Source organism: Pseudomonas sp. SWI36, assembly GCF_002948105.1.
In the GTDB taxonomy this organism is placed as follows: Bacteria; Pseudomonadota; Gammaproteobacteria; order Pseudomonadales; family Pseudomonadaceae; genus Aquipseudomonas; species Aquipseudomonas alloputida.
Genome location: NZ_CP026675.1, coordinates 1,243,387 through 1,268,475, shown reverse-complemented (window position 1 = coordinate 1,268,475; position 25,089 = coordinate 1,243,387). Strand labels below are relative to the sequence as shown.

Annotated in this window: 24 protein-coding genes; 5 read left to right on the top strand and 19 right to left on the bottom strand. The window is 61.8% G+C overall.

Going from position 1 to position 25,089, the window contains the following annotated elements; all coding sequences use genetic code 11:
* The first annotated feature begins 254 nt into the window (after positions 1-254).
* Both lptF and lptG read left to right on the top strand, forming a co-directional pair.
* On the top strand, positions 255-1,370 hold the full coding sequence (lptF, locus tag C4Q27_RS06230; RefSeq protein ID WP_004575655.1) for an LPS export ABC transporter permease LptF: 1,116 nt from the start codon (positions 255-257) through the stop codon (positions 1,368-1,370).
* Positions 1,363-2,424, top strand: coding sequence for an LPS export ABC transporter permease LptG (gene lptG, locus C4Q27_RS06225; protein WP_010952171.1), 1,062 nt, complete (start codon positions 1,363-1,365; stop codon positions 2,422-2,424). The genes lptF and lptG overlap by 8 nt, the downstream gene beginning before the upstream one ends.
* 146 nt (positions 2,425-2,570) lie before the next feature.
* Here the strand turns inward: lptG and C4Q27_RS06220 are convergent, their stop codons facing one another.
* The 10 genes from C4Q27_RS06220 to C4Q27_RS06175 all read right to left on the bottom strand — a co-directional run bounded on the left by C4Q27_RS06220 (position 2,571) and on the right by C4Q27_RS06175 (position 12,313).
* The gene (locus C4Q27_RS06220) at positions 2,571-3,059 is read right to left on the bottom strand and encodes an RDD family protein (protein WP_003255094.1); all 489 of its coding nucleotides are present in this window, start codon (positions 3,057-3,059) and stop codon (positions 2,571-2,573) included.
* Positions 3,060-3,148: 89 nt separating this feature from the next.
* Entirely contained in the window at positions 3,149-3,358 is a 210-nt protein-coding gene (locus C4Q27_RS06215; RefSeq protein ID WP_014589840.1) for a cold-shock protein, read from the bottom strand.
* Between the two features lie 357 nt (positions 3,359-3,715).
* Positions 3,716-4,837 carry a glycine cleavage system aminomethyltransferase GcvT gene (gene gcvT / locus C4Q27_RS06210; RefSeq protein WP_104886634.1) on the bottom strand — a complete coding sequence of 374 codons (1,122 nt, stop codon included), beginning with the start codon at positions 4,835-4,837 and terminating at the stop codon, positions 3,716-3,718.
* Between the two features lie 27 nt (positions 4,838-4,864).
* A complete protein-coding gene (locus C4Q27_RS06205; RefSeq protein WP_003255090.1) occupies positions 4,865-6,241 on the bottom strand; it encodes an L-serine ammonia-lyase in 1,377 nt (458 codons plus the stop codon).
* Between the two features lie 150 nt (positions 6,242-6,391).
* Positions 6,392-9,247, bottom strand: coding sequence for an aminomethyl-transferring glycine dehydrogenase (gcvP, locus tag C4Q27_RS06200; RefSeq protein WP_003255089.1), 2,856 nt, complete (start codon positions 9,245-9,247; stop codon positions 6,392-6,394).
* 11 nt (positions 9,248-9,258) lie between these two features.
* Positions 9,259-9,642: a glycine cleavage system protein GcvH gene (gcvH, locus tag C4Q27_RS06195; RefSeq protein WP_104886633.1), complete on the bottom strand. Its 384-nt coding sequence runs from the start codon at positions 9,640-9,642 to the stop codon at positions 9,259-9,261.
* A 303-nt stretch (positions 9,643-9,945) separates the two neighbouring features.
* Positions 9,946-10,413 (bottom strand): DoxX family protein, encoded by a 468-nt coding sequence (locus C4Q27_RS06190; protein WP_064493353.1) that lies wholly within the window; start codon positions 10,411-10,413, stop codon positions 9,946-9,948.
* On the bottom strand, positions 10,406-11,179 hold the full coding sequence (locus C4Q27_RS06185; RefSeq protein ID WP_104886632.1) for a DNA-binding domain-containing protein: 774 nt from the start codon (positions 11,177-11,179) through the stop codon (positions 10,406-10,408). Before C4Q27_RS06185 ends, C4Q27_RS06190 begins: the two co-directional genes overlap by 8 nt.
* The gene (locus tag C4Q27_RS06180; protein WP_064493354.1) at positions 11,176-12,009 is read right to left on the bottom strand and encodes a DUF692 domain-containing protein; all 834 of its coding nucleotides are present in this window, start codon (positions 12,007-12,009) and stop codon (positions 11,176-11,178) included. Before C4Q27_RS06180 ends, C4Q27_RS06185 begins: the two co-directional genes overlap by 4 nt.
* A gap of 16 nt (positions 12,010-12,025) precedes the next feature.
* Entirely contained in the window at positions 12,026-12,313 is a 288-nt protein-coding gene (locus C4Q27_RS06175; protein WP_064493355.1) for a DUF2282 domain-containing protein, read from the bottom strand.
* A 223-nt stretch (positions 12,314-12,536) separates the two neighbouring features.
* Between C4Q27_RS06175 and C4Q27_RS06170 the strand changes: the two genes are divergently transcribed.
* Together C4Q27_RS06170 and C4Q27_RS06165 are read left to right on the top strand one after the other, a co-directional pair.
* Positions 12,537-13,121, top strand: a complete 585-nt coding sequence (locus C4Q27_RS06170) for a sigma-70 family RNA polymerase sigma factor (RefSeq protein ID WP_003255081.1) — start codon at positions 12,537-12,539, stop codon at positions 13,119-13,121.
* Positions 13,111-13,752 (top strand): DUF1109 domain-containing protein, encoded by a 642-nt coding sequence (locus C4Q27_RS06165; RefSeq protein ID WP_064493356.1) that lies wholly within the window; start codon positions 13,111-13,113, stop codon positions 13,750-13,752. Before C4Q27_RS06170 ends, C4Q27_RS06165 begins: the two co-directional genes overlap by 11 nt.
* 77 nt (positions 13,753-13,829) lie before the next feature.
* On the opposite strand, the gene gltS is transcribed toward C4Q27_RS06165, so the two are convergent.
* The 7 genes from gltS to arcD (C4Q27_RS06130) form a co-directional block, all read right to left on the bottom strand.
* Positions 13,830-15,035 (bottom strand): sodium/glutamate symporter, encoded by a 1,206-nt coding sequence (gene gltS / locus C4Q27_RS06160; RefSeq protein WP_020189901.1) that lies wholly within the window; start codon positions 15,033-15,035, stop codon positions 13,830-13,832.
* A gap of 127 nt (positions 15,036-15,162) precedes the next feature.
* Complete coding sequence (locus C4Q27_RS06155) at positions 15,163-16,671, bottom strand: sigma-54-dependent transcriptional regulator (protein WP_003255078.1); 1,509 nt, start codon at positions 16,669-16,671, stop codon at positions 15,163-15,165.
* Positions 16,672-16,811: 140 nt separating this feature from the next.
* Positions 16,812-17,180: a DUF5064 family protein gene (locus C4Q27_RS06150; protein WP_020189900.1), complete on the bottom strand. Its 369-nt coding sequence runs from the start codon at positions 17,178-17,180 to the stop codon at positions 16,812-16,814.
* A 56-nt stretch (positions 17,181-17,236) separates the two neighbouring features.
* A complete protein-coding gene (arcC, locus tag C4Q27_RS06145) occupies positions 17,237-18,166 on the bottom strand; it encodes a carbamate kinase (RefSeq protein WP_014589851.1) in 930 nt (309 codons plus the stop codon).
* Positions 18,167-18,330: 164 nt separating this feature from the next.
* Positions 18,331-19,341: an ornithine carbamoyltransferase gene (locus C4Q27_RS06140; RefSeq protein ID WP_010952185.1), complete on the bottom strand. Its 1,011-nt coding sequence runs from the start codon at positions 19,339-19,341 to the stop codon at positions 18,331-18,333.
* A 69-nt stretch (positions 19,342-19,410) separates the two neighbouring features.
* Positions 19,411-20,664 (bottom strand): arginine deiminase, encoded by a 1,254-nt coding sequence (gene arcA / locus C4Q27_RS06135; protein WP_014589852.1) that lies wholly within the window; start codon positions 20,662-20,664, stop codon positions 19,411-19,413.
* 33 nt (positions 20,665-20,697) lie between these two features.
* The gene (arcD, locus tag C4Q27_RS06130; RefSeq protein WP_064493358.1) at positions 20,698-22,125 is read right to left on the bottom strand and encodes an arginine-ornithine antiporter; all 1,428 of its coding nucleotides are present in this window, start codon (positions 22,123-22,125) and stop codon (positions 20,698-20,700) included.
* Between the two features lie 436 nt (positions 22,126-22,561).
* On the opposite strand from arcD (C4Q27_RS06130), the gene arcD (C4Q27_RS06120) reads away from it, so the two are divergent.
* The gene (arcD, locus tag C4Q27_RS06120; protein WP_003255067.1) at positions 22,562-23,989 is read left to right on the top strand and encodes an arginine-ornithine antiporter; all 1,428 of its coding nucleotides are present in this window, start codon (positions 22,562-22,564) and stop codon (positions 23,987-23,989) included.
* Here arcD (C4Q27_RS06120) and C4Q27_RS06115 read toward each other — a convergent pair.
* The gene (locus tag C4Q27_RS06115) at positions 23,969-24,382 is read right to left on the bottom strand and encodes a YbaN family protein (RefSeq protein WP_064493359.1); all 414 of its coding nucleotides are present in this window, start codon (positions 24,380-24,382) and stop codon (positions 23,969-23,971) included. The two genes, arcD (C4Q27_RS06120) and C4Q27_RS06115, sit on opposite strands and share 21 nt — an antisense overlap.
* 54 nt (positions 24,383-24,436) lie before the next feature.
* Positions 24,437-25,030: a biliverdin-producing heme oxygenase gene (locus C4Q27_RS06110; protein WP_064493360.1), complete on the bottom strand. Its 594-nt coding sequence runs from the start codon at positions 25,028-25,030 to the stop codon at positions 24,437-24,439.
* Positions 25,031-25,089 lie beyond the last annotated feature (59 nt).

Below are 25,089 nucleotides of genomic sequence, written 5' to 3'. Positions count from 1 at the left end.
GCTCTGGACGGGCCTGGCCGCGTCGTCGCGCACCAGCGGAAAAGCTGCCAGTTTGAGCCTGTGGCAAGCGTGCTGACAACCCCGATGTGCGCCTTCGTACGCGGCCAAGTGACAGGGGCGGTCAATCACAGGATAATGCGCGCACTTTACATGGAGGTTCGCCTTTGGCGAACCGGCATTGGTCTTGGATGTACTAAGTCATTGTTTGGCGCCATTGCATGGCAGTCCGCCCTGACAACCCAGGAGTGTCTGGTTTGATCGTCTTTCGTTATCTGTCCCGCGAGGTCCTGGTCACCTTGAGCGCCGTCAGCGCTGTGCTGTTGGTGATCATCATGAGCGGGCGCTTCATCAAGTACCTGGCCCAGGCTGCCCAGGGCGTGCTCGACCCGGGCGTGTTGTTCCTGATCATGGGCTTCCGCTTGCCAGGCTTCCTGCAACTGATCCTGCCTCTGGGGCTGTTCCTCGGCATCCTCCTGGCTTACGGGCGCCTGTACCTGGAAAGCGAGATGACCGTGCTGTCGGCCACAGGCATGAGCCAGCAGCGCCTGCTGGGCATGACCATGGCGCCGGCTGCCCTGGTTGCCCTGCTGGTGGCCTGGCTGAGCCTGAGCCTGGCCCCCCTGGGCGTTGCCCAGGTGCAGCAGATCATCAGCCAGCAGGATGCCCTGACCGAGTTCGACACCTTGGTGCCGGGCCGCTTCCAGACCTTGCGTGATGGCTCGCGGGTAACCTATACCGAGCAACTGTCGGATGACCGCATCAATCTGGGCGGGGTGTTCATCTCCGAGAAGCGCTTCAACCAGGACAAGACCAAGGACCGCGCCCCCTCGGTGCTGGTCGCCGAGAAAGGCCACCAGGAAATCCAGGCCGACGGCAACCGCTACCTGGTGCTGGAAAACGGTTACCGCTACGACGGCAACCCGGGCCAGGCCGACTACCGCGCCATCAAGTACGACACCTACGGCGTGCTGCTGCCCAAGCCGGAAGTCGCCGAGGAAGTGACCGAGCGCGAAGCGCTTCCCACCTCCGAACTGATCGGCAAGGAGGGCCTGCGTGAGCGCGCCGAGCTGCAATGGCGGTTGTCGCTGCCGATCCTGGTGTTCGTCGTCACCCTGCTGGCGGTGCCACTGTCGCGGGTCAACCCGCGCCAGGGCCGCTTCCTCAAGCTGCTGCCGGCAATTCTTCTGTACATGGCCTACCTGACAATGCTGATTTCCGTACGCGGCGCCCTCGAGAAGGGCAAACTGCCGATCGCCCTGGGCATGTGGTGGGTCCACGGCCTGTTCCTGCTGATCGGCCTTGGCCTGATGTACTGGGAGCCGCTGCGCCTCAAACGTGCCGCCCGCCGTGCGGAGGTGGCCCATGGCTAAGCTCGATCGCTACATCGGCCAGAGCGTGCTGCTGGCCATCCTGGCCGTGCTGGGGATCATCCTCGGCCTGGCTTCGCTTTTCGCCTTCATCGATGAAATGGGCGACCTGAGTGACACCTACACGGTGATGGAAGCGGGCAACTTTGTCCTGCTTACCGCACCTCGGCGGCTGTATGAAATGCTGCCAATGGCCGCCCTGATCGGTTGCCTGATCGGCCTGGGCAGTCTGGCCAGCAGCAGCGAGCTGACCATCATGCGTGCGGCAGGCGTGTCCATCGGCCGTATCGTCTGGGCGGTGATGAAGCCGATGCTGGTGCTGATGCTGGTGGGGCTGCTGATTGGCGAATATGTGGCACCGGTGACCGAGAACAAGGCCCAGGCCGACCGTTCCCTGGCCCAGGGTGGTGGTGAAGCACAAAGCTCCAAACGTGGCATGTGGCACCGCCAGGGCGAGGAGTACGTGCACATCAACGCCGTACAGCCCGATGGCCTGCTGCTGGGCGTGACCCGCTACCGCTTCGACAGCGAGCGCAAGATTGTCACCTCGAGCTTTGCCCGCCGTGCGCAGTACCAGAACGACCACTGGCTGCTCGCCGATGTGCGTACCACCTACTTCCGCGGCGACCACACCGAGGTGGTCAACGCGCCGGAGGAGCGCTGGGATGTTTCGCTTACGCCAGAACTGCTCAATACCGTGATCCTCGCGCCAGAGTCGCTTTCGATTACCGGGTTGTGGGATTACATCCACTACTTGTCTGATCAGGGCCTGAACAACTCCCGCTACTGGCTGGCGTTCTGGACCAAGGTGCTGCAGCCGATGGTAACGGCGGCCCTGGTGCTGATGGCGATCTCGTTCATCTTTGGCCCGCTGCGTTCGGTAACCCTTGGCCAGCGCGTGTTCACGGGTGTACTGGTGGGCTTTGTGTTTCGTATTGGCCAGGACCTGCTTGGGCCTTCGAGCCAGGTATTCGGCTTCCCGCCGCTGCTGGCGGTGGTGATACCGGCGGGCATCTGTGCCTTGGCCGGTGTGTGGTTGTTGCGCCGGGCAGGGTAATAGCCTGAGCTGCACAAGAAAGCCGACCTCAGGGTCGGCTTTTTCGTGGGTGTTGATCTGGCCCGGCCCGTTCGCGGGTAAACCCGCGCCCACAGGTACCACGCAGGCATCAGGAAAGGGCCCGAAGGCAACTCCAATCCTCTGGCTTATTTCTTCTGTTTCGGCACCCGCACCAGCTGGCTTTCCGAATAAATGTCATGCCAACCGCGCTTGCGCTTGTCGATCAGCACCCAGAAAAAACCCAGCCCCAGGCACAGCCACGAGGCGATCGACACGACGAACCGCAACAGCGCCTGCCACAGGCTGATGGCCGAGCCATCGGCATTCTGCACCCGAACGCCCCATACCTGCATACCCAGCGTCTGCCCGCCGTGGGTCCAGAACTTGGCAAAGAAGCCGAACAGGGCAAACAGCAATACCGTAGACAGCAATGGGTCGCCATCCAGTGCGCCGGCCTCGGTCAGCTCGCGCATGCGGGCTTCGCCGATGATCGACATCTGAATCATCTTGTAGGCGCCGGCGGTCACGATCAGCAGTGCGGTGCACAGTAGAAAGTCATAGAACATCGCTGCCAGGCGCCGGCCCAGGCCGACCGGTGGAAAATCCCCCTGGGGAGTGAGTAGAGGCTTGGACATGCAGGACGCTCCAAAAGACGAGCCCACTATTCTACGGGCAAAAAAAAGCCCCTGCACTTGGCAGGGGCTTTTCAAAGTCTGGCGCTGGATCAGACAGGTTGAACCTTGTCAGCCTGCATGCCTTTCTGGCCTTGGACTGCTTCGAAGGTGACTTGCTGGCCTTCTTTCAGGCTCTTGAAGCCGTTGCCTTCGATAGCGCGGAAGTGAACGAAGAGATCCGGACCGCTTTCTGGGGTGATGAAGCCGTAACCTTTTTCGTCATTGAACCACTTGACGGTACCCTTCTGACGCTCAGCCATTGTCTTATTTCCTATGAAACTTAAATTTTGATGACAGTTACTTTCGCACTTTTTTGTAAGCGAAAGATTACTGGGCTGGGTTGCAGGAAGTAAGAGACGTCGAACGGGTTGTAGCAAATCTCGGCTACTGGCCCAGGTCACGAACTGTTGCGACCCATGCAAACACAGTGCAGTGACTCTACGCCAACTCCCGAGCGAAAAACAAGCCCTTGGTCGTATGGAAAACTGGCGGCTTGCCGATAACCGACCGATTTGTCGGAAACGGCATGGCGCCTGGCCTGGCGCCATGTTCAAAAGTTATTGGGCAGGTTCGAAAACGAATATGTCTATGCTGCCCAAAACCTTCACAAAGCCGTTTCAGCCACGGTAGTAACGTGGTGTCACGAAAGGCATTTTACTGACTTTCAAGGCCACCTTCTTTCCACGCACCACGGCAAACAGTGCGGTGTCGAGTGCAGCATGTTCACTATCGATATAACCCATGGCGACAGGGGCAGCGAGTGTCGGGCCAAAGCCCCCGCTGCACACTTTACCCACCGGTTTATCGTTTGCGTCGACAATGTCCGCACCTTCACGAACAGGCGTACGCTCCTGCGGCAACAGGCCGACACGTTTGCGCGCAACACCATCGCGCACGTGGGCGAAGATCGCCTCGGCACCCGGGAAGCCGGCAGCACGTGCACCGTCGGCACGGCGCACCTTGGAAATTGCCCACAGCAGGCTGGCTTCGACCGGCGTAGTCTCGCTGTTCATGTCGTGGCCATACAGGCACAGGCCAGCTTCCAGGCGCAGCGAGTCGCGTGCGCCCAAGCCGATCGGCTGTACTTCCGGCTCGGCCAGCAGGCGGCGGGCCAAGGCGTCGGCAGCGTTGACCGGTACCGAGATCTCGTAGCCGTCTTCGCCGGTGTAGCCCGAGCGGCTTACGAAGCAGTCCACACCCAGCAGTTTTACCCGGCGGAACTGCATGAAGGTCATGCCGGCCACTTCTGGAGCCAGTCGTTCCAGCACCTTGACTGCAGCCGGGCCTTGCAGGGCGAGCAGGGCACGCTCCTCGAACAGCGGCTGCACCTCGCAACGGCTGCCGATGTGGGTTTGCAGGTGAGCCAGGTCCTGCTCCTTGCAGGCGGCGTTGACGACCAGGAACAGGGTGTCCTCGCCCAGGTTGGCAACCATCAGGTCGTCGAGAATGCCGCCTTGCTCATTGGTGAACATGGCATAGCGCTGCATGCCCACCGGCAGGTCGATGATGTCCACCGGTACCAGGCTTTCCAGCGCCTTGGCGGCGTCAGCGCCACGCAGAATGATCTGGCCCATGTGCGAGACGTCGAACAGGCCGGCCTGCTCGCGGGTGTGCAGGTGTTCCTTGAGCACGCCCAGCGGGTACTGCACCGGCATGTCGTAGCCGGCGAACGGCACCATGCGTGCACCCAGTTCCAGATGTAGGGCATGCAGTGGGGTCTTGAGCAGTGTTTCGGACATCGATGACTCCTTGCTGTCATTGTCGGGTCAACATTCGATGATGTTGACGGCCAGGCCGCCACGGGCGGTCTCTTTGTATTTGCTTTTCATGTCGGCGCCGGTCTGGCGCATGGTGCGGATGACCTTGTCCAGCGACACGTAGTGCTGCCCGTCGCCGCGCAGGGCCATGCGTACCGCGTTGATGGCCTTCACCGAGCCCATCGCATTGCGCTCGATACAGGGCACCTGTACGAGGCCGCCGATCGGGTCGCAGGTCAGGCCCAGGTTGTGTTCCATGCCTATTTCGGCGGCGTTCTCCACCTGCTGCACGCTGCCGCCCATCACTTCGCACAGCGCCCCGGCGGCCATCGAGCAGGCGACGCCGACCTCGCCCTGGCAGCCCACTTCGGCGCCGGAGATGGAGGCGTTCTCCTTGTACAGGATGCCGATGGCTGCGGCGGTGAGCAGAAAGCGCACCACCCCGTCCTCGCTGGCCCCCGGGACGAAGCGCATGTAGTAGTGAAGGACTGCCGGGACGATGCCCGCTGCGCCGTTGGTAGGGGCGGTGACCACACGACCGCCGTAGGCGTTTTCCTCGTTCACCGCCAAGGCGTAGAGGTTGACCCAGTCGAGCACAGACAGGGCGTCACGCAGGCTGGCTTCCGGGTGGCCGCTCAGTTGGCGGTACAGGGCCGGCGCGCGGCGTTTGACCTTGAGCCCTCCCGGTAATATGCCCTCATGCTGGCAACCTGCCGCGACGCAATCTTGCATCACCTGCCAGATGCGCAGCAGCCCGGCCCGGGTTTCTGCTTCTGGGCGCCAGGCGGACTCGTTGGCCAGCATCACCTGGCTCACCGACAGGTCATGCGCGGTGCAGTGGCCGAGGAGCGCCTTGGCGGTCTTGAACGGATAGGCCAGCACCGTGGTGTCTTCGACGATGCGGTCATGGCCGGCAGCGTCCTCGTCGACCACGAAACCACCGCCTACCGAGTAATACTCGCGGCTTCGGATTTGCAGGCCTGCGTCGTCGAAGGCGCGAAATATCATGCCGTTGGGGTGGTAGTCCAACGGCTTGCGGATCATCGCCAGGTGCTGCTTTTCGATGAACGCAATGCTGTGTTCGCCCAGCAGGTTGATGCGTCCGCTGTCGCGGATGACCTGCAGGCGGGCGGGAATGCTGTCGGTGTCGATAATGTCCGGGTGTTCGCCTTCAAGGCCCAGCAGCACGGCTTTGTCACTGCCGTGGCCTTTGCCTGTGGCGCCCAGTGAGCCATACAGCTCGGCTTTGACGCTGGCGGTGCGGGCCAGCAGGCCGTCACGGCGCAGCCCTTCGGCAAACCGCGCAGCGGCGCGCATCGGGCCGACCGTGTGGGAGCTGGAGGGGCCGATGCCGATCTTGAACAGGTCGAAGACGCTCAGTGACATGTGGACCTCCTGCCAGGTTGTTGGGTGGACATTGAGCCCTGTAGGCGCGGGTTTACCCGCGAATGCGGCGATATAGCCACCATCGCATTCGCGGGTAGACCCGCGCCTACACAGAGCCCGCCACCCAAGCCAGGTGGCGGGGAGGGGCTATCAGGCGTCCTGATAGCTCTCGATCGACGGACAGGCGCACACCAGGTTGCGGTCGCCGAACACGTTGTCGACGCGGCCGACCGGCGGCCAGTACTTGCCTTCCACCAGGCTCGCCAGGGGGTATACCGCCTGCTCGCGGCTGTAGCCATGGGTCCATTCGCCAACCAGCTCAGCCGCAGTGTGCGGTGCGTTTTTCAGCGGGTTGTCGTCCTTGTCCAGGCTACCGTCCTCCACCGCGCGGATTTCTTCGCGGATCTGGATCATTGCGTTGCAGAAGCGGTCCAGTTCTTCTTTGGACTCGCTTTCGGTCGGTTCGATCATCAGCGTGCCAGCCACCGGGAAGGACATGGTCGGGGCGTGGAAGCCGAAGTCGATCAACCGCTTGGCCACGTCGTCGACACTGATGCCGCTGGTGTCCTTCAGTGGGCGCAGGTCGAGAATGCACTCGTGAGCCACCAGGCCGTTACCGCCGGTATACAGAACAGGATAGTGCTCTTCCAGGCGGCGGGCGATGTAGTTGGCGTTGAGGATTGCCATCTGCGAGGCACGTTTGAGGCCGGCACCGCCCATCATGCGGATATACATCCATGTGATTGGCAGGATGCTGGCGCTACCGAACGGCGCAGCGCATACCGCGCCCTGGGTGTTTTCCAGCTGTGCATGGCCTGGCAGGAACGGTGCCAGGTGCGACTTGACGCCAATCGGGCCAACACCCGGGCCACCACCACCGTGCGGGATGCAGAAGGTCTTGTGCAGGTTCAGGTGGGAAACGTCGCCGCCGAACTTGCCTGGCGCGCACAGTCCGACCATGGCGTTCATGTTGGCGCCATCGATGTACACCTGGCCGCCGTTGTCGTGGATGATCGCGCAGATTTCGCCGATCGCTTCCTCGAACACGCCGTGGGTCGACGGGTAGGTGATCATGATTGCGGCCAGGCGCTCGCGGTGCTCGATGGCTTTGGCGCGCAGGTCCTCGACATCGACGTTGCCACGGGCGTCACAGGCGGTAACCACGACACGCATGCCAGCCATGTGTGCGGTGGCCGGGTTGGTGCCATGGGCCGACGACGGGATCAGGCAGATATCGCGATGGCCTTCACCACGGCTGCGGTGGTAGGCGCGGATCGCCAACAGCCCGGCGTATTCGCCCTGCGAGCCGGCGTTGGGCTGCAGCGACACGGCATCATAGCCAGTGGCCGCGCACAGCATGGCCTCCAGTTCGGTGGTCATCTGCAGGTAGCCCTGGCTCTGCTCGGCCGGAGCGAACGGGTGCAGGTTGCCGAACTCGGCCCAGGTGACCGGGATCATTTCGCTGGCGGCGTTCAGCTTCATGGTGCAGGAGCCCAGCGGGATCATGCTGCGGTCCAGCGCCAGGTCCTTGTCGGCCAGGCGGCGCAGGTAGCGCATCAGCTCGGTTTCGCTGTGGTAGCGGTTGAACACCGGGTGTTCGAGGATGGCCGACTGGCGCAGCAGGGCGGCAGGCAGCAGGGAACCGGTGCTGGCGGCCAGTGCGGTGAAATCAGGCTGTGCCTGCTCGCCACCCAACAGCTGCCACAGCGACTCGACGTCAGCCTGAGTGCTGGTTTCGTCCAGGGACAGGCCCACATGGGCGGCATCGATCTGGCGCAGGTTGATGCCCTGGGCGCGTGCCTTGTCATGCAGGCTGGCGGTGGCAGTGCCGGTGGCCAGGGTCAGGGTATCGAAGGCGCTGGCGCCCACCACTTGTACGCCCAGCGCCTTCAGGCCGGCGGCGAGGATCGCGGTCAGGGCGTGGGTGCGCTCGGCAATGCGCTTGAGGCCGGCAGGGCCGTGGTACACGGCGAACATGCTGGCGATGTTGGCCAGCAGCACCTGGGCGGTGCAGATGTTGCTGGTGGCCTTTTCGCGGCGGATGTGCTGCTCGCGGGTCTGCATGGCCAGACGCAGGGCGGTTTTGCCGAAGCGGTCGATCGACACGCCGACCAGGCGGCCAGGCATGTCGCGCTTGAACGCGTCGCGGGTGGCGAAGTAAGCCGCGTGCGGGCCACCGAAGCCCAGTGGCACGCCGAAGCGCTGGGCGCTGCCGATGGCCACGTCGGCGTCGAATTCGCCCGGTGGGGTCAGCAGGGTCAGGGCCAGCAGGTCTGCCGCTACGGCGACCAGGGCGTTGGCCGCGTGGAAGCGCTGCACGACCTCGCGGTAGTCGAACACTTCACCGTTGCTGGCAGGGTATTGCAGCAGGGCGCCGAAGAAGGCGCTGACATCGCCCAGCTCGCGCTCGTCGCCAACCACAACCTCGATACCCAGCGGCTCGGCACGGGTGCGCAGCACGTCGAGGGTTTGCGGGTGGCAGTGCACGGAGGCGAAGAAGGCATGGCTGGACTTGTTCTTCGACAGGCGCTTGCAGAAGGTCATGGCCTCGGCCGCAGCAGTGGCTTCGTCGAGCAAGGAGGCGTTGGCGATCGGCAGGCCGGTGAGGTCGCTGATCAGGGTCTGGAAGTTCAGCAGCGCTTCCAGGCGGCCTTGGGAAATTTCTGGCTGATACGGGGTGTAGGCGGTGTACCAGGCCGGGTTTTCCAGCAGGTTGCGCAGGATCGGTGCCGGAGTGTGGGTGTTGTAGTAGCCCTGGCCGATGTAGCTTTTGAACAGCTGGTTCTTGCCAGCGATGGCCTTGAGCGCAGCGAGCGCGTCGGCCTCGCTCTGGCCGTCGTGCGAGCCAAGCACGCTGGTACCCTTGATGCTGTCGGGGATGACCGCAGCGGTCATGGCGTCCAGCGAGTCGAAGCCCAGTGCAGTGAGCATGGCCTGTTCGTCAGCGGCGCGCGGGCCTATGTGACGGGCGATGAATTCGTTGGCGGTGCCGAGGTTGATGGTCATGGCGGGATTCCTCAGGCGTCGTCGTTGGCTTTGAGCAGGCGGTCGTAGGCGTCCTGGTCGAGCAGAGCGGTTACGGCTTCTGCATCGGCAGGGATGAAGCGGAAGAACCAGCCTTCGCCCATCGGGTCTTCGTTGACCAGTTCAGGGCTGTCTTCGAGCTGGCCGTTGACCTCGACCACTTCACCCGTCAGTGGCATGTACACGCCGCTGGCGGCCTTGACCGATTCGACGGTGGACGCTTCGTTGCCTTTTTCATACTGCTGCAACTCTGGCAGTTGCACGAAAACCACGTCGCCAAGGGCATTCTGGGCGTAGGCGGTGATGCCCACGGTGATGCTGCCATCGGCTTCGACGCGCAGCCATTCGTGATCTTCAGTGAAACGCAACTCGCTCATGGGGAATCCTCGGGAAGCAGGGCGTTGGGGGCGCGGTGGCGCCGCGCTCTTAGGGTAGGATTCCCTTAGCAATAATGCGGCCAACCTATAAAACTTCTTATTTATCAATAGATTACGTAAATTGTCGGAGAAGCCGTATTTTTCGTGTGGAATGATATCGTTACAGGTGCCTATGGGAGGAAAAGGGTTTGAGCATCAAACCCTTGTGCACCCACGGCGAGGAGGGTGTGTATCGTTTTCGCTACGACGTAGCGAAAACGATACATGTGGTGCCTGGACAGCCGAGGTGCCAATGGCCTTCGGTCATCTCACTTTCAGCAGATGATCCAGCGAAAACGCGCCGGCACCTCGGGCAACCAGGAGCAGCAAGAGCCCTGCCCAGGTCAGGTGGGTGGGCCACGCATCGGGGTAGACGAACACTTCGATCACCAACGTCATGCCCAGCAGTGCCAGCGCCGATAGCCGGGTCATCAGCCCGAGCACCAGCAATAGCGGGAACAAGTGCTCAGCGTAGGCGGCCAGGTGCGCTGCAAGCCAGGGCGAGAGTAGAGGCACCGCGTACTCGGTGCGGAACAGCTCATAGGTGCCGGGTGTAAGGGTGAGGAAACCCTCCACTTTGGTGCGTCCGGAGAGAAAGAATATCGAGGCGATCCCGAACCGGGCGACCAGGCACAACAGGTCATCGCTCAAACGGCGCTCGAGGCTCTGTGCAACGTGGTTCCAGGCGCGCCGCAGGCTGCTGGCCGGAGGTGTGAAATCGGCACTAGCCATGGTGGTGTTCTCCTGTGAAGGCGAGTGAGCGAAAAGCCTGGGCCGTCATCAGGCGCCCGAGCATCTCGGTGAAATCCAGGTCGGTTTCAGCGTGTCGCGCCAGGTCCGAGGCCTGCATCAGCGACTGTCCGGCAGCACAGGCCTTGAGGAACGCATGGCCACCTTTTCCCAGTGGCTGGTGGCATACGCCATCAGCGGTGCCGACAAACAGCACCCCTTCGCCCACCCATGGCTGGTCATCGGGCCAGGCAACCTGCTCGCGGGCGCAGCGCCACAGGGTGTACACAGGGTGCGCCTCGCACCAGTACCAGCGAGCACTGGCACGGGGGTGCAAGCAACCGTGATCAAGATCGCTGGGGGTCATGCCTGCCAGTTCGACAAGGTTCAGGCACGTTTCGTACGGCGCACTGAAGGCTTCTGTCCAACGCAGGTCCAGGCGAGCGACTTCTGCCAGATACGGCACAGCGTGCTGTGACTGAATGTCTTCGAGGAAATCCGGGAAGGTCGCGCCGTAGCAGATCAACCGGGGATCGCTGGGGGGGAATTGCCGCGCATAGATTGCCGCGGTCTCATCCATCCAGGTGCGCCCGACGAGTGTGCACACGCTCGGAAAGTTTGCGCGAAGCGCATCCACGCAGCCGGCCAACACCGTGTTGCGATAAACCGCGAACGCCGCTTGTTCGGTCACGCCCGAAAGCTGGGGAGCGGGACGGGAATAGAGTGCCTCGATGAACGCTTGCTGGAACTGACCAAGGGAAAGGTTCATGGCAATACACCTGGGCAAGTCATGATCGACTGTGCAATGGACCGTTCAGCAAGCAGTTCGGTGAACGGGGGAAGCTTGTCGTCACGTTCAATGAGGGTCGGGCGCGGGCCTACACGGGAAACCAGTTTGCGGTACAGCGCCCATACAGGCTCGGCCACCTGCGCATCATGAGAGTCGATCAACAGGCTGCCTTGGTCATCGTTGCTGTGCCCGGCCAGATGAACTTCTGTGATGGCTTGCGCTGGAAAGCGATCCAGGTAGGCAGTTGCCGAGAACCCCAGATTGTGAGCGCTCACGTAGACGTTGTTGATGTCCAGCAACAGACCACAACCGGTGCGACGTGTCAGTTCGCCAAGAAAGTCGATCTCGTCCCAGTCATGGCCCTGCAGCTGCAAATAATGACTGGGGTTTTCGATGGATATCCGCCGGCCCAAAACCTCCTGGCATCGCTGGATGTTTTCAGCGATGCGCTGCAGAGCTTCGTTGCTGCGCGGAAATGGCAGCAGGTCTGGATGGTAGTGCCCCTGCCAGGTTGACCAGGCCAGGTGCTCTGATACCAGTACCGGTTCGGTCTGATCGCACAGTGCGCGCAGACGCTGCAGATGGTGCTGATCGGGGGCCGCGTCAGCCGCAAGCGAAAGTGCTACACCATGCAATGAGACCGGGTGCCGCTCTGCGATTCGGTTCAGCCAGGCAAGGCGAGGGCCACCGACCATGTAGTTCTCCGGGTGAACTTCAAACCAGAGCCCTTCGAGATTGCACGCCAGCGCCTGGTCGTAGTGCTCGGCCTTCAGGCTGACTCCGGCGCCCATTCGTGCGTCTGTGTTCATGGTCGGTTTCCCCTGATCAAGACTTGATAGGTGTCAGCGAGCCCATGCCGGCGGGTGTCTTGATCGATGTGCAGGTGCCGGCGGGGACGTTTTTCCAGTGCATGCCGTCGTAGTCCTTCTTCGCACTGCCGGCGCAGCTGGTGCCGGCACCGGCCTTGCAATCGTTCTTTCCTGCCATGGCGACGCCGTAGCATTTTTCCATGGCAGCGCTATTGCCTGCGGGTTGCGTGCTGTCGGCCGCCATGGCGGCGCCTGCAAGCGTGGCAAGCGCGAGTGCTGCGGTGGTGAGGGCGAGGGTTTTCATGGTCAATCTCCTGAGAGTGTGGCCGTGGTCTATACCGGCGGCTCATGGAGTAGTTCGTGCCTCGCGTAAAACGGGTTACAGCCTTGGAAGAAATTTTTTCAGGGCGTCTCTTCACGACCTGATGTTGAAGCCAAGGGCATGGCATATTTGCAGCACCTGCGTGCCACACGGCGGGAGCGGATGAATCAAGTCAATTGTATTCAGGGTGTAACCCAGGCGACCCATGCAGCGAACTAACTCACAGGATGAGCTCGAGGCTCGCGAGGCCCGGTTGAAAGCACTGTTGCTTCGGGGGCTGACAGGCGACCAGCTGGCCTATCAGGATTTTCTTGGCACGCTTGCGCTGCATGTACGTGCGTTTCTGCGCAGCCGTCTGAGCAGGCGCCCGGCCGAGATAGAGGACATGGTGCAGGATGTGCTACTGGCGGTGCATAACGCGCGCCACACTTACCAGCCGCAGCAGCCTTTGACTGCCTGGGTGCAGGCGATTGCCCGTTACAAGCTGGCGGATCATCTGCGAAGTGTTTCACGTCGCGACGCCCGGCATGATGTGCTGGACGATGATGCGCAACTGTTTGCCGTCTCGGAGGTTGAATCAGCCGAGGCCAGCCGAGACCTGACCAAGCTGCTCAAACAGCTGCCAGAGCGGCAACGACTGCCGATTGTTCATGTCAAGCTGGAGGGGTTGTCTGTCGAAGAGACGGCACAACTTACCGGGCTTTCCAGTTCAGCGGTAAAGGTTGGGATACATCGAGGTCTGAAAGCGCTATCCAGGCTGATTGGAGGAGCCAACAACCATGAAGACTGACGATTTGATTGCCTTGCTGGCCGCAGGCGAAGGGCCAGTGCCGCGCCACGCCGTTGGCAGGCGGATGGCAGTGGCTGTGCTGGGCGGGCTGACCGCAGCACTGCTGCTGACTATTACCCTTTACGGTGTACGCAGTGATATCACAGAGGTCGCACAAACCCCGCTGTTCTGGGGCAAAGTCGCCTTTCCAACCAGCTTGGCGTTGATCGGGCTGTGGGTGACGAGCCGCTTGGCCAGGCCAGGAGGGAAGGGCGCTGCAGGCTGGAAGATGCTTGGCTTGCCACTGCTGCTTGTCTGGTGCGGGGCGGCGGTGAGTATCGCCGGGGCGCCTGTGGAGGCGCGCGCCGACCTGTTGTTCGGGCGCACATGGCGTACCTGCGCACTGAATATCGCGTTGCTGTCGGTGCCGGCCTTTGTCACCGTGTTCTGGGCGCTGAAAGGCCTGGCGCCGACCCGGTTGCGGCTGGCAGGTGCTGCCGGTGGCCTGCTGGCGGGCTCGAGCGCAACGGTGGCCTACTGCCTGCATTGCCCGGAAATGGGCGTGCCGTTCTGGGGTGTGTGGTATGTCCTCGGCATGCTCGTGCCGACGGTACTCGGTGCCTGGTGGGGCCCCCGCATGCTGCGTTGGTAGGCTGTACCGGCAGGCCCCACGCAACTCAGAACGAAGTTTTGATAGCTTGCCCTGGCTTCACAGTTTCGTGACCTCGCTTAACCCGCAACAAACCAAGGCAATGCCAGGTACAGCTTGATCACGATGACATTGATGATGTCGATGAAGAACGCCCCCACCATCGGCACCACCAGGAAGGCGAGGTGCGAGGCACCATAGCGTTGTGTCACCGCTTGCATGTTGGCGATGGCTGTCGGTGTAGCACCCAGGCCGAAGCCACAGTGGCCGGCGGCGAGGACTGCTGCATCGTAGTTGCGCCCCATTACCTTGAACGTCACGAAGATTGCGAATAGCGCCATGACCAGTGTCTGTGCGGCCAACAAGGTAAAGAAGGGTAACGCCAGGGCTGCCAGGTCCCACAACTTGAGCGACATCAAGGCAATGGCCAGGAACAGGGACAAACTCACATTGCCCAGTACCGACACTTCCCGTTCGAATACTTTGTAAACACCTAAAGCCCGAAGCCCATTGCGCAACAGTACGCCGACGAAGAGTACGCAAACAAATGTCGGCAGTTCGAATGCTGTGCCTTTCAACAAGCCATTAAGTAAGGTACCGGTCAGTAAGCTGACAGCAATAAGTGCCAAGGTTTCTATAAATGAAAACGAGGTGATCAGGCGCTCTTTGTCCGGTTGTTCAAAGCCTTTGGGTAATTGCGGTGCTTCTTCTTGCACCCCAGGCGTTTCGACCCGTTTGATCAGCAACCGGGCGACTGGGCCACCAATCAAACCGCCCAACACCAGGCCGAAAGTGGCAGAGGCCATTGCCAGTTCCGAAGCCGAAGCCAGGCCGAACCGCTCAGTGAAGGTCGCGCCCCAGGCAGCGCCTGTGCCGTGGCCACCCGACAAGCTGATCGAACCGGCCAGCAGGCCCATCAGCGGGTCGAGCCCCAATGCTGTTGCCAGGCCGATGCCCATGGCGTTCTGAACCATTAGCAAACCCGTCACCACCAGAAGGAATACGGCGACCACCCGTCCACCCTTCTTCAGGCTTGCGAAGTCTGCACTCAAGCCGATGGTAGCGAAGAATGCCAGCATCAACGGTGTTTGCAACGAGGTATCAAATTGGACGTGTACATCGAAACTGCGCAATGCCAGGAGTGACAAGGCAACGACCAGGCCGCCTGCAACAGGCTCCGGGATATTGTATGCGCGCAGGAAACCAATGCGTGCAACCAGGCCGCGTCCCAGTAGCAGTACCAAAGAGGCGGCTACAAGTGTCCCGTAAAAATCGAGTTCGAACATCAGGGTACTCTTCGTTCAAGGTGACAAGCAAAATTACAATGTCGCCATTCTACGGGGAGCACTCCAGTTAATTGTGGCTCAGCGGCTAGGAAAAGTCCGATTCAATCATGGGTTTTGACCACAGTCCTCATGGTTTCCCGGGTATTCCATATTTACGCAGCCTCTGCGCGATAGCCGTGTGCGAAGTTTGCAAGCGCCCGGCCAGTTGCCGTGTTGACGGGTAGCTGGCGTATAAGCGCTGTAACAGTTCGCGCTCGAAATCACCTACAGCCTGTTCCAGGCTGGCCACTTCGCCGTCTTGCCCGCGTGCCACCGAGGTGCCGGCGATATCCAGGTCGCCGATATCCACCAGGTTGCCCTCGCAGATAGCCGCGGCGCGGAAGATCACGTTCTGCAACTGGCGCACATTGCCCGGCCAAGGGTTGGCCAGCAGTGCCGAATGGGTGGAGGGGGTCAGCCGACAGGCTGGGCGCTGGATCTGCGTGCACGCCTGCTGCATGAAGAAGTGCGCCAGCATCAGGATGTCCTGGCCACGGTCGCGAAGCGGCGGTACCTCCAGGTTAAGCACGTTCAGACGGTAGAACAGGTCTTCGCGGAAGCTGCCTTCGGCGACCATGCGCTCCAGATCGCGGTGGGTGGCGCTGATGATGCGCACATCCACCTTCACTTCACGGTCGCCACCCACCCGGCGGAAGCTGCCATCGCTGAGAAAACGCAGCAGCTTGGCCTGCAGGTAGGGCGACATTTCACCAATTTCATCGAGGAACACGGTGCCCTGGTTGGCCAGTTCCATCAGCCCAGGCTTGCCACCTCGTTGCGCGCCGGTAAAGGCCCCGGGCGCGTAGCCGAACAGCTCGCTTTCGGCCAGGCTCTCGGGCAGCGCGGCGCAGTTCAGGGCCAGGAACGGGGCCGCATGGCGGCTGCTGACGGCATGGCAGGCGCGGGCTACCAGTTCCTTGCCGGTGCCGGTCTCGCCATGCACCAGCAGCGGTGCATCGAGCGCAGCCACGCGTAAGGCGCGGGCCTTGAGGGTGCGGATGGCCGGCGACTCGCCCAGCAAGGCATCGAAGCCTTCGGCGTGGTCGTGGTGCAGGGCCGACAGGCGTTCGCCCATACGCGAAGGTGGGTACAGCGTCAGCAGGCCACCGGCGTTGGTAATCGGCATGGCGTCCAGCAGCAGGCTATGGCCGTTCAGCTGCATTTCGCGCATGGGCAGGTGGAAGTTGTTGTCCAGCAGCGCCTGCAGCAGCGCGGGGTCGCCAAACAGCTCACCCACCGAGCGGCCGGCAGATTCGCGGCCGCACAGTTCGATCAGCGCCGGGTTGGCCAACAGCACCAGGCCTGCGCTGTCCACCGCCAGCACCGGGTCGCTCATGGCGGCCAGCAGGGCATCGAGCTGCAGGTGGCGGCGCTGGCCGGGGAGGATGTCGACCACGTCCACCGATTGCACGCCGTGTACTTCGAACAGCGCGTCGTGCAGTTCTTCAAGTACGGCGGGGCTGAGGGTGGGGGCGTCGATGTAGACGTTCGGCGGGACCATCTCCACGGCGTCCAGGTTGAGGTTGCGGGCACCGAGCAGGGCGAGGACTTCCTGGGTGATGCCGACGCGGTCGATGAAGCTGACGTGGATGCGCATGGGGTTCGAACAGTTGGCAATGGAGGCCGCCAGTATGCCCTGAGACGGGTGTCAGGCCCAAGGTTGGCGGTGGCGCATTCGCGGGCGCGCCCGCTCCCACAGGGTTGCTGCTGTGGGGGCGGGCTTGCTCGCGAAAAGGGTCATTCCAGATGTTCCGGTTTGATCGGGTCGCCCGATTTCACATCGAGCTTTTCGCGAATGTCCGCGAACATATGGTCATAGAGCTTGTGCGGCGAACTCAGGGTCTCGAATTTCTTCGGCGGCGCCAGATACGACTGCGCCTTGCGGGTCAGCAGCATGAGGAAGCTGGGCAAGACCTGGTCCTTGGCCAGGAAGAACTTTTCTTCCACTGTCTTGCCTTCGATGCTGCCATGCATGTGGAACTGAATGCCTCTGCCTTCCTTGGGGTCCGACACGGCCTCGTACTCGATGTTCAGGTCATAGCTGTGGTCGGCGTTGTTCAGCGCAGAGCGCTCGATGTGTACATGACCGGGCTGATACTGGGCCATGGCTATCTCCTTTGGAAGGTCGAAAATGGCGGACCGCGTAAGCCCGCCGACTGCATTCAACGGTAGCTGATCCCCGGCTTCGCGGTGGAAACCCGAGTGCCGGCAGTGCCTTTGACGATGTCTTCGATGTTCTCCAGCGAACTGATCACCGCCACCTTGCCGGTGTTGCGGGCAAAGTCGCAGGCGGCCTGCACCTTCGGCCCCATGGAGCCGGCGGCAAACCCCAGCGTTTCCAACGCGTCCGGGTGGGCCTGGGCGATGGCCTTCTGCGTCGGTTTGCCCCAGTCAATGTAGGCTGCATCGACGTCGGTGGCGATAATCAGAAGGTCGGCTTCCAATTGCTCGGCCAGCAGCGCCGAGCACAGGTCTTTGTCGATCACCGCCTCGATGCCTTTGAGCTTGCGGTTTTCATCGTACATGGTGGGGATGCCGCCACCGCCTGCGCAAATCACGATGCTGCTTTTTTCCAGCAGCCACTTGATCGGGCGAATTTCGAAGATGCGCTTGGGTTTCGGGCTGGCTACCACGCGGCGGTACTTGTCGCCGTCGGCCTTGACCACCCAGCCCTTTTCCTTGGCCAGGCGCTCGGCCTCTTCCTTGCTGTAGACCGGGCCGATGAACTTGGTCGGATCCTTGAAGGCCGGGTCGTTGGCGTCTACTTCCACTTGGGTGAGCAAGGTGGCGAATGGCACCTCGAAGGCCAGCAGGTTGCCCAGTTCCTGTTCGATCATGTAACCGATCATGCCCTCGGTCTCGGCACCCAGCACGTCCAGCGGGTAGGCCTCGTCTGGCTTGTACGACAGGGCCTGAAGCGACAGCAGACCCACTTGCGGGCCGTTGCCGTGGGCGATGACCAGCTCGTTGCCAGGGTGAATCTTGGCGATCTGTTCGGTGGCGGTGCGGATATTGGCGCGCTGGTTGTCAGCGGTCATGGGCTCGCCGCGACGAAGCAGGGCGTTGCCGCCCAATGCAACAACGATACGCATGTGGAATGTCCTTTAGCGAAAGAATGAATGGACTGTCGCTGTACGGAGGCTGCGGAGTTCGCTGTGGGAGCGGGCATGCCCGCGAAGAGGCCAGACCTGACATCATCGATGATGCGGCTGACGCCTTCGCGGGCACGCCCGCTCCCACAGGGACTGCGGGCTACCTATAGATCAGCCAGGGTCGATACCAGGATCGCCTTGATCGTGTGCATGCGGTTTTCCGCCTGCTCGAAGGCGATGCACGCTGGCGACTCGAACACGTCATCGGTCACTTCGATGCCGTTGGCCAGGTCCGGGTATTGTTCGGCGATCTGCTTGCCTACCTTGGTTTCGGAGTTGTGGAATGCCGGCAGGCAGTGCATGAACTTGGTCCGTGGGTTACCGGTGGACTTCATCAGTTCGGCATTCACCTGATAAGGCTTGAGCTGTTTGATGCGCTCACCCCAGGCTTCGATCGGCTCGCCCATCGATACCCACACGTCGGTATGGACAAAGTCGACACCCTTGACCGCGGCTTTCGGGTCTTCGGTGAGGGTAATGCGTGCGCCGCTTTCTTCAGCGTACTGCTTGCAGCGCTCGACCAGGTCGTCGTGTGGCCACAGTGCCTTGGGCGCGGCGATGCGCACATCCATGCCCAGCTTGGCGCCGATCAGCAGCAGCGAGTTGCCCATGTTGTTGCGGGCATCGCCCAGGTAGGCGTAGCTGATGTCGTGCAGCGGCTTGTCGCTGTGCTCACGCATGGTCAGCACGTCGGCGATCATCTGGGTCGGGTGGTATTCGTCGGTCAGGCCGTTGAACACCGGTACGCCGGCGAACTTGGCCAGCTCTTCGACGATTTCCTGCTTGAAGCCACGGTACTCGATGGCGTCATACATGCGCCCGAGCACACGGGCGGTGTCCTTCATGCTTTCCTTGTGGCCGATCTGCGAGGAGTTGGGGTCGATGTAGGTGACGTTGGCGCCTTGGTCATAGGCTGCGACTTCGAAGGCACAACGGGTACGGGTGGAGGTTTTTTCGAAGATCAGGGCGATGTTGTTGCCCTTCAGGTGCTGCTGCTCGGTGCCCGTGTACTTGGCGCGCTTGAGGTCGCGGGACAGGTCCAGCAGGTAGCGCAACTCACGGGTGGTGTGGTGTTCCAGGCTGAGCAAGTTGCGGTTGTGAATATTGAACGCCATGACAGTTTCTCCTTGAATTCGGTGATGTCCCGGCCGCCACTTCATGGGTGCGGCCGGGCGTGATGGTCGTTAGTAGTCGATCGGGTCGCGCACGATAGGGCAGGTCATGCAGTGGCCGCCGCCACGGCCCCGGCCCAGTTCGCCGGCGCTGATGGTGATGACCTCGATGCCGGCCTTGCGCAGCAGGGTGTTGGTGTAGGTGTTGCGGTCGTAGCCAATGACCACGCCCGGCTCGATGGCCACCACGTTGTTACCGTCATCCCACTGTTCGCGCTCGGCGGCGAAGCTGTTGCCGCCGGTCTCGACCACGCGCAGCTGAACGCCCAGTTGCTCGCCCACCACTTCGATGAACGACTTGTTGATGCGGCGTACATCCATTCCGTAAGGCTTGCTTTCGTCCGGGCGGATGATGAATGGCACAATCTCTTTCACCACTTCCGGGAAGACCGTGACCAGGTCGCGGTCGCAGAAGCTGAAGACAGTGTCCAGGTGCATGGCGGCGCGGGACTTTGGCAGGCCGGCGACGATCACTTCCTTGACGGCGCCCTTGGCAAACAGGTTTTGCGCCAGCTGGCCGATGGCCTGGCGCGAGGTGCGCTCACCCATGCCGATGAGCACGATGCCATTGCCGATCGGCATCACATCACCGCCTTCGAGCGTGGCATTGCCATGGTCCTTGTCCGGGTCGCCATACCACACCTGGAAGTCGGCCTCGGTGAACTCCTTGTGGAACTTGTAGATGGCGGTGGTCAAAAGCGTTTCCTGGCGACGCGCCGGCCAGTACATCGGGTTCAACGTCACGCCGCCGTAGATCCAGCAGGTGGTGTCGCGCGTGAACTGGGTGTTGGGTAGTGGTGGCAGGATGAAGCTGGAGTGGCCCAGGTAGTCGTTGTACATCTTCACGACATCGGCGCCTTCGCTCTGCGGCAGGTCCTGGCCCGCCACGCCGCCGATCAGGAATTCGGCCAGGTGGCGTGGCTCCAGGCCTTCGAGCCAGCTGCGCACTTCGTTGGTGAGGCCTACGCCGACGGTATCAGGGGTGATCTTGCGGTCGAGGATCCACTTGAGCGCCTCTTTGTTCTGCACGATATCGGTCAGCAGGTTGTGCATCTCCAGCACATCCACGCCACGCTCGCGCATCTTGGTGACGAAGTCGAAATGGTCACGCTTGGCCTGGTCGACCCAGATCACATCGTCGAACAGCAGTTCGTCACAGTTGCTCGGCGTCAGGCGCTTGTGCGCCAGGCCCGGGGCGCAAACCATCACTTTGCGCAGTTTGCCGGCTTCGGAGTGGACACCGTACTTCTGTTTTTCAGCGGACATGGTTTCATTCCTCCAATTGAGCGAAGACGTGGGTCAAAGGGTCAGGAAGCCGTCATACAGGCCAAAGGCTGCCACCAGGGCGCCAATGACCACGGCTGCGAAGATCAGTTTTTCCACGTTGGTGAAGACCGGTTGGCCCACCTCACGCTTGGCCTTGGCGAACAGGATCGCGCCAGGTGCGTAGAGCAGGGCCGAGAGCAGCAGGTATTTCACGCCGCCGGCGTACAGCAACCAGACGGCGTACAGCAGGGCGATACCACCGATGATCAGGTCCTTCTTGCGTTCGGCCAGGGCTTGCTCGTAGGTTTCGCTGCGCAGTGCCAGCAGGAACGCATAGGCTGCCGACCACAGGTAGGGCACCAGGATCATCGAAGTGGCCAGGTAGATCAGGGACAGGTAGGTGCTGTTCGAGAACAGCGTGATGACCAGAAAGATCTGCACCATGGCGTTGGTCAGCCACAGGGCGTTGGCCGGTACCTGTTTGGCGTTCTCGCGGCGCAGGAACTCCGGCATGGTGTGGTCCTTGGCTGCGGCGAACATGATCTCGGCGCACAGCAGCACCCACGACAGCAGCGCCCCGAGCAGCGAGATGACCAGGCCGACGCTGATCAGCACCGCCCCCCAGTGGCCGACGACATGCTCCAGCACGGCAGCCATCGACGGGTTCTGCAGCTTGGCCAGTTCCGGTTGAGTCATGATGCCCAGCGACAGCACGTTGACCAACACCAGGAACAGCAGCACGGTCACGAAGCCGATCACCGTTGCCTTGCCCACGTCGGTGCGTTTTTCCGCCCGCGCCGAGAAGATGCTCGCGCCCTCGATGCCGATGAACACCCACACGGTGACCAGCATCATGTTGCGCACCTGGTTCATGACACTGCCAAGCTCTGGCGTGCCCACAGCCCAGATATCGGCGGTGAAGATGTCGAGCCTGAAGGCGAACAGGCAGATCAGGGCGAACAGCACCAGCGGCACCACTTTGGCCACAGTGGTGACCAAGTTGATGAAGGCGGCTTCCTTGATGCCGCGCAGTACCAGGAAGTGCACCGCCCACAACAGGATCGACGCGCCAATGATGGCGGCTGGGGTGTTGCCTTCACCGAAGATCGGGAAGAAGTAACCCAGGGTGCTGAACAGCAGCACAAAGTAGCCGACGTTGCCCAGCCAGGCACTGATCCAGTAGCCCCAGGCCGAGGAAAAGCCCATGTAGTCGCCGAAACCAGCCTTGGCGTAGGCATACACCCCGCCATCCAGGTCAGGCTTGCGGTTGGCCAGGGTCTGGAACACGAAGGCCAGGGTCAGCATGCCGACTGCGGTGATCGCCCAGCCGATCAGCACGGCCCCAACCCCTGCGCTGGCGGCCATGTTTTGCGGCAGCGAGAAGATACCACCGCCAATCATCGAGCCGACGACAAGTGCAACTAACGCGCCGAGCTTTAGTTTTCCGGATGAATCAGACATTTAACAACTCCTGCCAGGAGAAAGTTGACGACAGAATAGATCCGACGCCTTTGCCTTGACCTGACTTGCGTCAGTTTAAGGCGACGTGAAGGTAGGAAATTTCCTTCACGGGTGCTCCTGGAGAGTGCCGACAGCTTGAGCTGCAGGCCTTGCGTACTGGCACCTCCATGTCCTTCTAGAGCAAACGCTCTGTTCAGCCTGCGATGCTTGAAACTAGCTGCTTTTGCCGCTTTCGCAAATTTTCCACAAGAATTTCGAGTTTTATCCGTTTCTTTTCTAGTTGCCGGACTGCTGCTAGTTTTGAGAGAGCAGGCACATAGACAAAGCAGTTATGAGTGATATAGGTTGAACGCACAGCTTTAGTATAAGTAACGATATTCATATAGCCCGCAAGGCTGTTTCAAACGCATGACAGGGCTCGAAGAAAGGGAGGCTCATGAGCGAACCGGGACAGAAGCTGCGCCTGGGCGCGCTGATCGCGCTGGTGGTCGGGTCGATGATTGGCGGCGGTATCTTCTCGCTGCCGCAGAACATGGCCGCGCGTGCTGATGTGGGCGCAGTGCTGATCGGCTGGGGGATCACCGCGGTCGGCATGTTGGCCCTGGCCTTCGTGTTCCAGACCCTGGCCAACCGCAAGCCGGAACTGGACTCAGGCGTATATGCCTACGCCAAGGCCGGCTTTGGCGAGTACATGGGCTTTTCCTCGGCCTGGGGCTACTGGATCAGCGCCTGGCTGGGCAACGTCGGCTATTTCGTGCTGCTGTTCAGCACCCTGGGCTTCTACTTCCCGGTGTTCGGCGAAGGCAACACGCCCATCGCCATCGGTTGCGCCTCGCTGCTGCTGTGGTCGGTACATTTTCTGGTACTGCGCGGCATCAAGGAGGCGGCCTTCATCAACCAGGTCACCACCGTGGCCAAAGTGGTGCCTTTGCTGATTTTCGTGGTCATCGCTGCATTCGCCTTCCGCGCCGATATCTTCACCCGGGATATCTGGGGCTTGAGCAACCCACAATTCGGCAGCGTGCTGGAGCAGGTGCGCAACATGATGCTGGTGACCGTGTTCGTGTTCATCGGCATCGAGGGCGCCAGTGTGTATTCGGGGCGCGCCCAGCGTCGGTCAGACGTGGGCAAGGCCACGGTCATCGGTTTTCTGGGTGTGCTGGCGCTGCTGGTGCTGGTCAACGTGTTGTCGCTGGGCATCATGACCCAACCGGAACTGGCCGGGCTGCAGAACCCCTCGCTGGCCTCGGTGCTGGAGCATATCGTCGGCCCCTGGGGCGCCTTGCTGATCAGCCTCGGCCTGGCGGTCTCGCTGCTTGGCGCCTTGCTTTCATGGGCGCTGCTGTGTGCCGAAATCCTTTACGCCACGGCGCGGGACAAGACCATGCCGCGCTTTCTGGCCAAGGAAAACGCCAACCATGTGCCGGCTAACGCCCTGTGGCTGACCAACTGCATGATTCAGGGTTTCCTGCTGATTACGCTGTTCTCCGCCGGTACGTACACTAGTCTGATCTACCTGGCCTCGTCGATGATCCTGGTGCCCTACCTGTGGTCTGCGGCGTATGCCGTGTTGCTGGCGATGCGCGCGGAAACCTATGCCGGGCAGCCGAGGTTGCGGCGCAAGGACTTGCTGGTGGCGCTGGTTGCCCTGCTGTATGCCGTGTGGCTGCTGTATGCCGGCGGGCTCAAGTACCTGCTGCTTTCGGCGCTGCTGTACGCCCCCGGCGTCATCTTGTTCGCGAGGGCCAAGCATGAGCAGGGGCAGACGTTGTTCACAGCCTGGGAAAAGCTGATTTTCGCCGCCGTGCTGGTGGGTGCCGCGCTGGCGGCCTACGCCTTGTATTCAGGGCTGCTGAGCTTGTGACGGGGCAGGGCAGGGGTGTTCCGGGCGTGACCAGATCCACAGGTTGCCCAGGGTCATGCCGGCGATTGCCAGGAACACCGGCCAGTGGTGTTCCAGAAAGATCAGCATCAGGCCCGCGCACAGCAGCATGCTGATGGTTGCGCTGACCTTGGCCCGGCGCTGGATCACCTTGCCGTTGCGCCAGTTATGCAGAATTGGCCCGAACAAACGGTGGTTCTCCAGCCATGCCGACAGGCGCGGTGAGCTGCGTGTGGCGGCCCAGGTGGCCAGCAGGATGAACTCGGTGGTCGGCAAGCCAGGAATCACAATGGCGACCAGGCCCACCCCGAGGCTCACGTAAGCCAGGATTCCATACGACAGGCGGGCGAGTTTCGAGCGGGCTGGTAGGGTCATGTTCTCACTGCAAAAAACGGTTCGGCCACCGGAGGGGTGGCCGGCTACGGCGTATCAGACCAGCGCGGCATCCGCAGCGTAGGCGTGCTTGAGCAACTGGGTGAAGCGTTCGAAGGCGGCCACTGCACCGCGTTCGGCAGCCGCTTCCTCTTCAGGCGAGAGCGCCAGGCCATCGAGGATGCGGGTGAACTGCTTCCAGCCTTCGGCACGGCCACCGGCGGGCTCCCCCAGATGACGGGCGCCGAAGCTGTCGGACAGTTCCAGGGTCACGGCACGCTTGATCAGAAACGCAGCGCCCAGTTTGGAGCCTTCGGAGACGAAGATCCAGCCCATTGCCTCGCCCAGGCTTGGCTTGTCCACAGCGCCCGGCACGGCGGCCGGTACTTCGGTGTCGAGGTCGGCAAGGTCCAGGCGGGCCTGGTCGGCACGGCAGCGCTCAGCCAGATCAGGGACGATGGCGATCAGCTGAGGGTCGTTGTACAGGGCCTGCAGCTCGGACTGGAACAGGTACTGCGCGACGACGAAGCGGGCGAAGCTTTCGCGGCTGTCGAAAGGCGCGTGGGATTTGACCAGGGCATCCAGTTCGGCGTGCGGGGCGTGGGTGATCTGGTTCAGGCGCTGGGAGCGCAGGGATGGGCGTTCGGTCATGGGGCAGTCCTTGGAAAGAGGGCGTCTAGATACAAGACGAAACAGCGGGAGCGGGACAG

Bases quoted from the DNA above. Each gene is read 5' to 3' on its own strand.
- lptG (WP_010952171.1), top strand. From the start codon at position 1,363: ATGGCTAAGCTCGATCGCTACATCGGCCAGAGCGTGCTGCTGGCCATC.
- C4Q27_RS06220 (WP_003255094.1), bottom strand. From the start codon at position 3,059: ATGTCCAAGCCTCTACTCACTCCCCAGGGGGATTTTCCACCGGTCGGC.
- C4Q27_RS06215 (WP_014589840.1), bottom strand. From the start codon at position 3,358: ATGGCTGAGCGTCAGAAGGGTACCGTCAAGTGGTTCAATGACGAAAAA.
- gcvT (WP_104886634.1), bottom strand. From the start codon at position 4,837: ATGTCCGAAACACTGCTCAAGACCCCACTGCATGCCCTACATCTGGAA.
- C4Q27_RS06205 (WP_003255090.1), bottom strand. From the start codon at position 6,241: ATGTCACTGAGCGTCTTCGACCTGTTCAAGATCGGCATCGGCCCCTCC.
- gcvP (WP_003255089.1), bottom strand. From the start codon at position 9,247: ATGACCATCAACCTCGGCACCGCCAACGAATTCATCGCCCGTCACATA.
- gcvH (WP_104886633.1), bottom strand. From the start codon at position 9,642: ATGAGCGAGTTGCGTTTCACTGAAGATCACGAATGGCTGCGCGTCGAA.
- C4Q27_RS06190 (WP_064493353.1), bottom strand. From the start codon at position 10,413: ATGGCTAGTGCCGATTTCACACCTCCGGCCAGCAGCCTGCGGCGCGCC.
- C4Q27_RS06185 (WP_104886632.1), bottom strand. From the start codon at position 11,179: ATGAACCTTTCCCTTGGTCAGTTCCAGCAAGCGTTCATCGAGGCACTC.
- C4Q27_RS06180 (WP_064493354.1), bottom strand. From the start codon at position 12,009: ATGAACACAGACGCACGAATGGGCGCCGGAGTCAGCCTGAAGGCCGAG.
- C4Q27_RS06175 (WP_064493355.1), bottom strand. From the start codon at position 12,313: ATGAAAACCCTCGCCCTCACCACCGCAGCACTCGCGCTTGCCACGCTT.
- C4Q27_RS06170 (WP_003255081.1), top strand. From the start codon at position 12,537: ATGCAGCGAACTAACTCACAGGATGAGCTCGAGGCTCGCGAGGCCCGG.
- C4Q27_RS06165 (WP_064493356.1), top strand. From the start codon at position 13,111: ATGAAGACTGACGATTTGATTGCCTTGCTGGCCGCAGGCGAAGGGCCA.
- gltS (WP_020189901.1), bottom strand. From the start codon at position 15,035: ATGTTCGAACTCGATTTTTACGGGACACTTGTAGCCGCCTCTTTGGTA.
- C4Q27_RS06155 (WP_003255078.1), bottom strand. From the start codon at position 16,671: ATGCGCATCCACGTCAGCTTCATCGACCGCGTCGGCATCACCCAGGAA.
- C4Q27_RS06150 (WP_020189900.1), bottom strand. From the start codon at position 17,180: ATGGCCCAGTATCAGCCCGGTCATGTACACATCGAGCGCTCTGCGCTG.
- arcC (WP_014589851.1), bottom strand. From the start codon at position 18,166: ATGCGTATCGTTGTTGCATTGGGCGGCAACGCCCTGCTTCGTCGCGGC.
- C4Q27_RS06140 (WP_010952185.1), bottom strand. From the start codon at position 19,341: ATGGCGTTCAATATTCACAACCGCAACTTGCTCAGCCTGGAACACCAC.
- arcA (WP_014589852.1), bottom strand. From the start codon at position 20,664: ATGTCCGCTGAAAAACAGAAGTACGGTGTCCACTCCGAAGCCGGCAAA.
- arcD (WP_064493358.1), bottom strand. From the start codon at position 22,125: ATGTCTGATTCATCCGGAAAACTAAAGCTCGGCGCGTTAGTTGCACTT.
- arcD (WP_003255067.1), top strand. From the start codon at position 22,562: ATGAGCGAACCGGGACAGAAGCTGCGCCTGGGCGCGCTGATCGCGCTG.
- C4Q27_RS06115 (WP_064493359.1), bottom strand. From the start codon at position 24,382: ATGACCCTACCAGCCCGCTCGAAACTCGCCCGCCTGTCGTATGGAATC.
- C4Q27_RS06110 (WP_064493360.1), bottom strand. From the start codon at position 25,030: ATGACCGAACGCCCATCCCTGCGCTCCCAGCGCCTGAACCAGATCACC.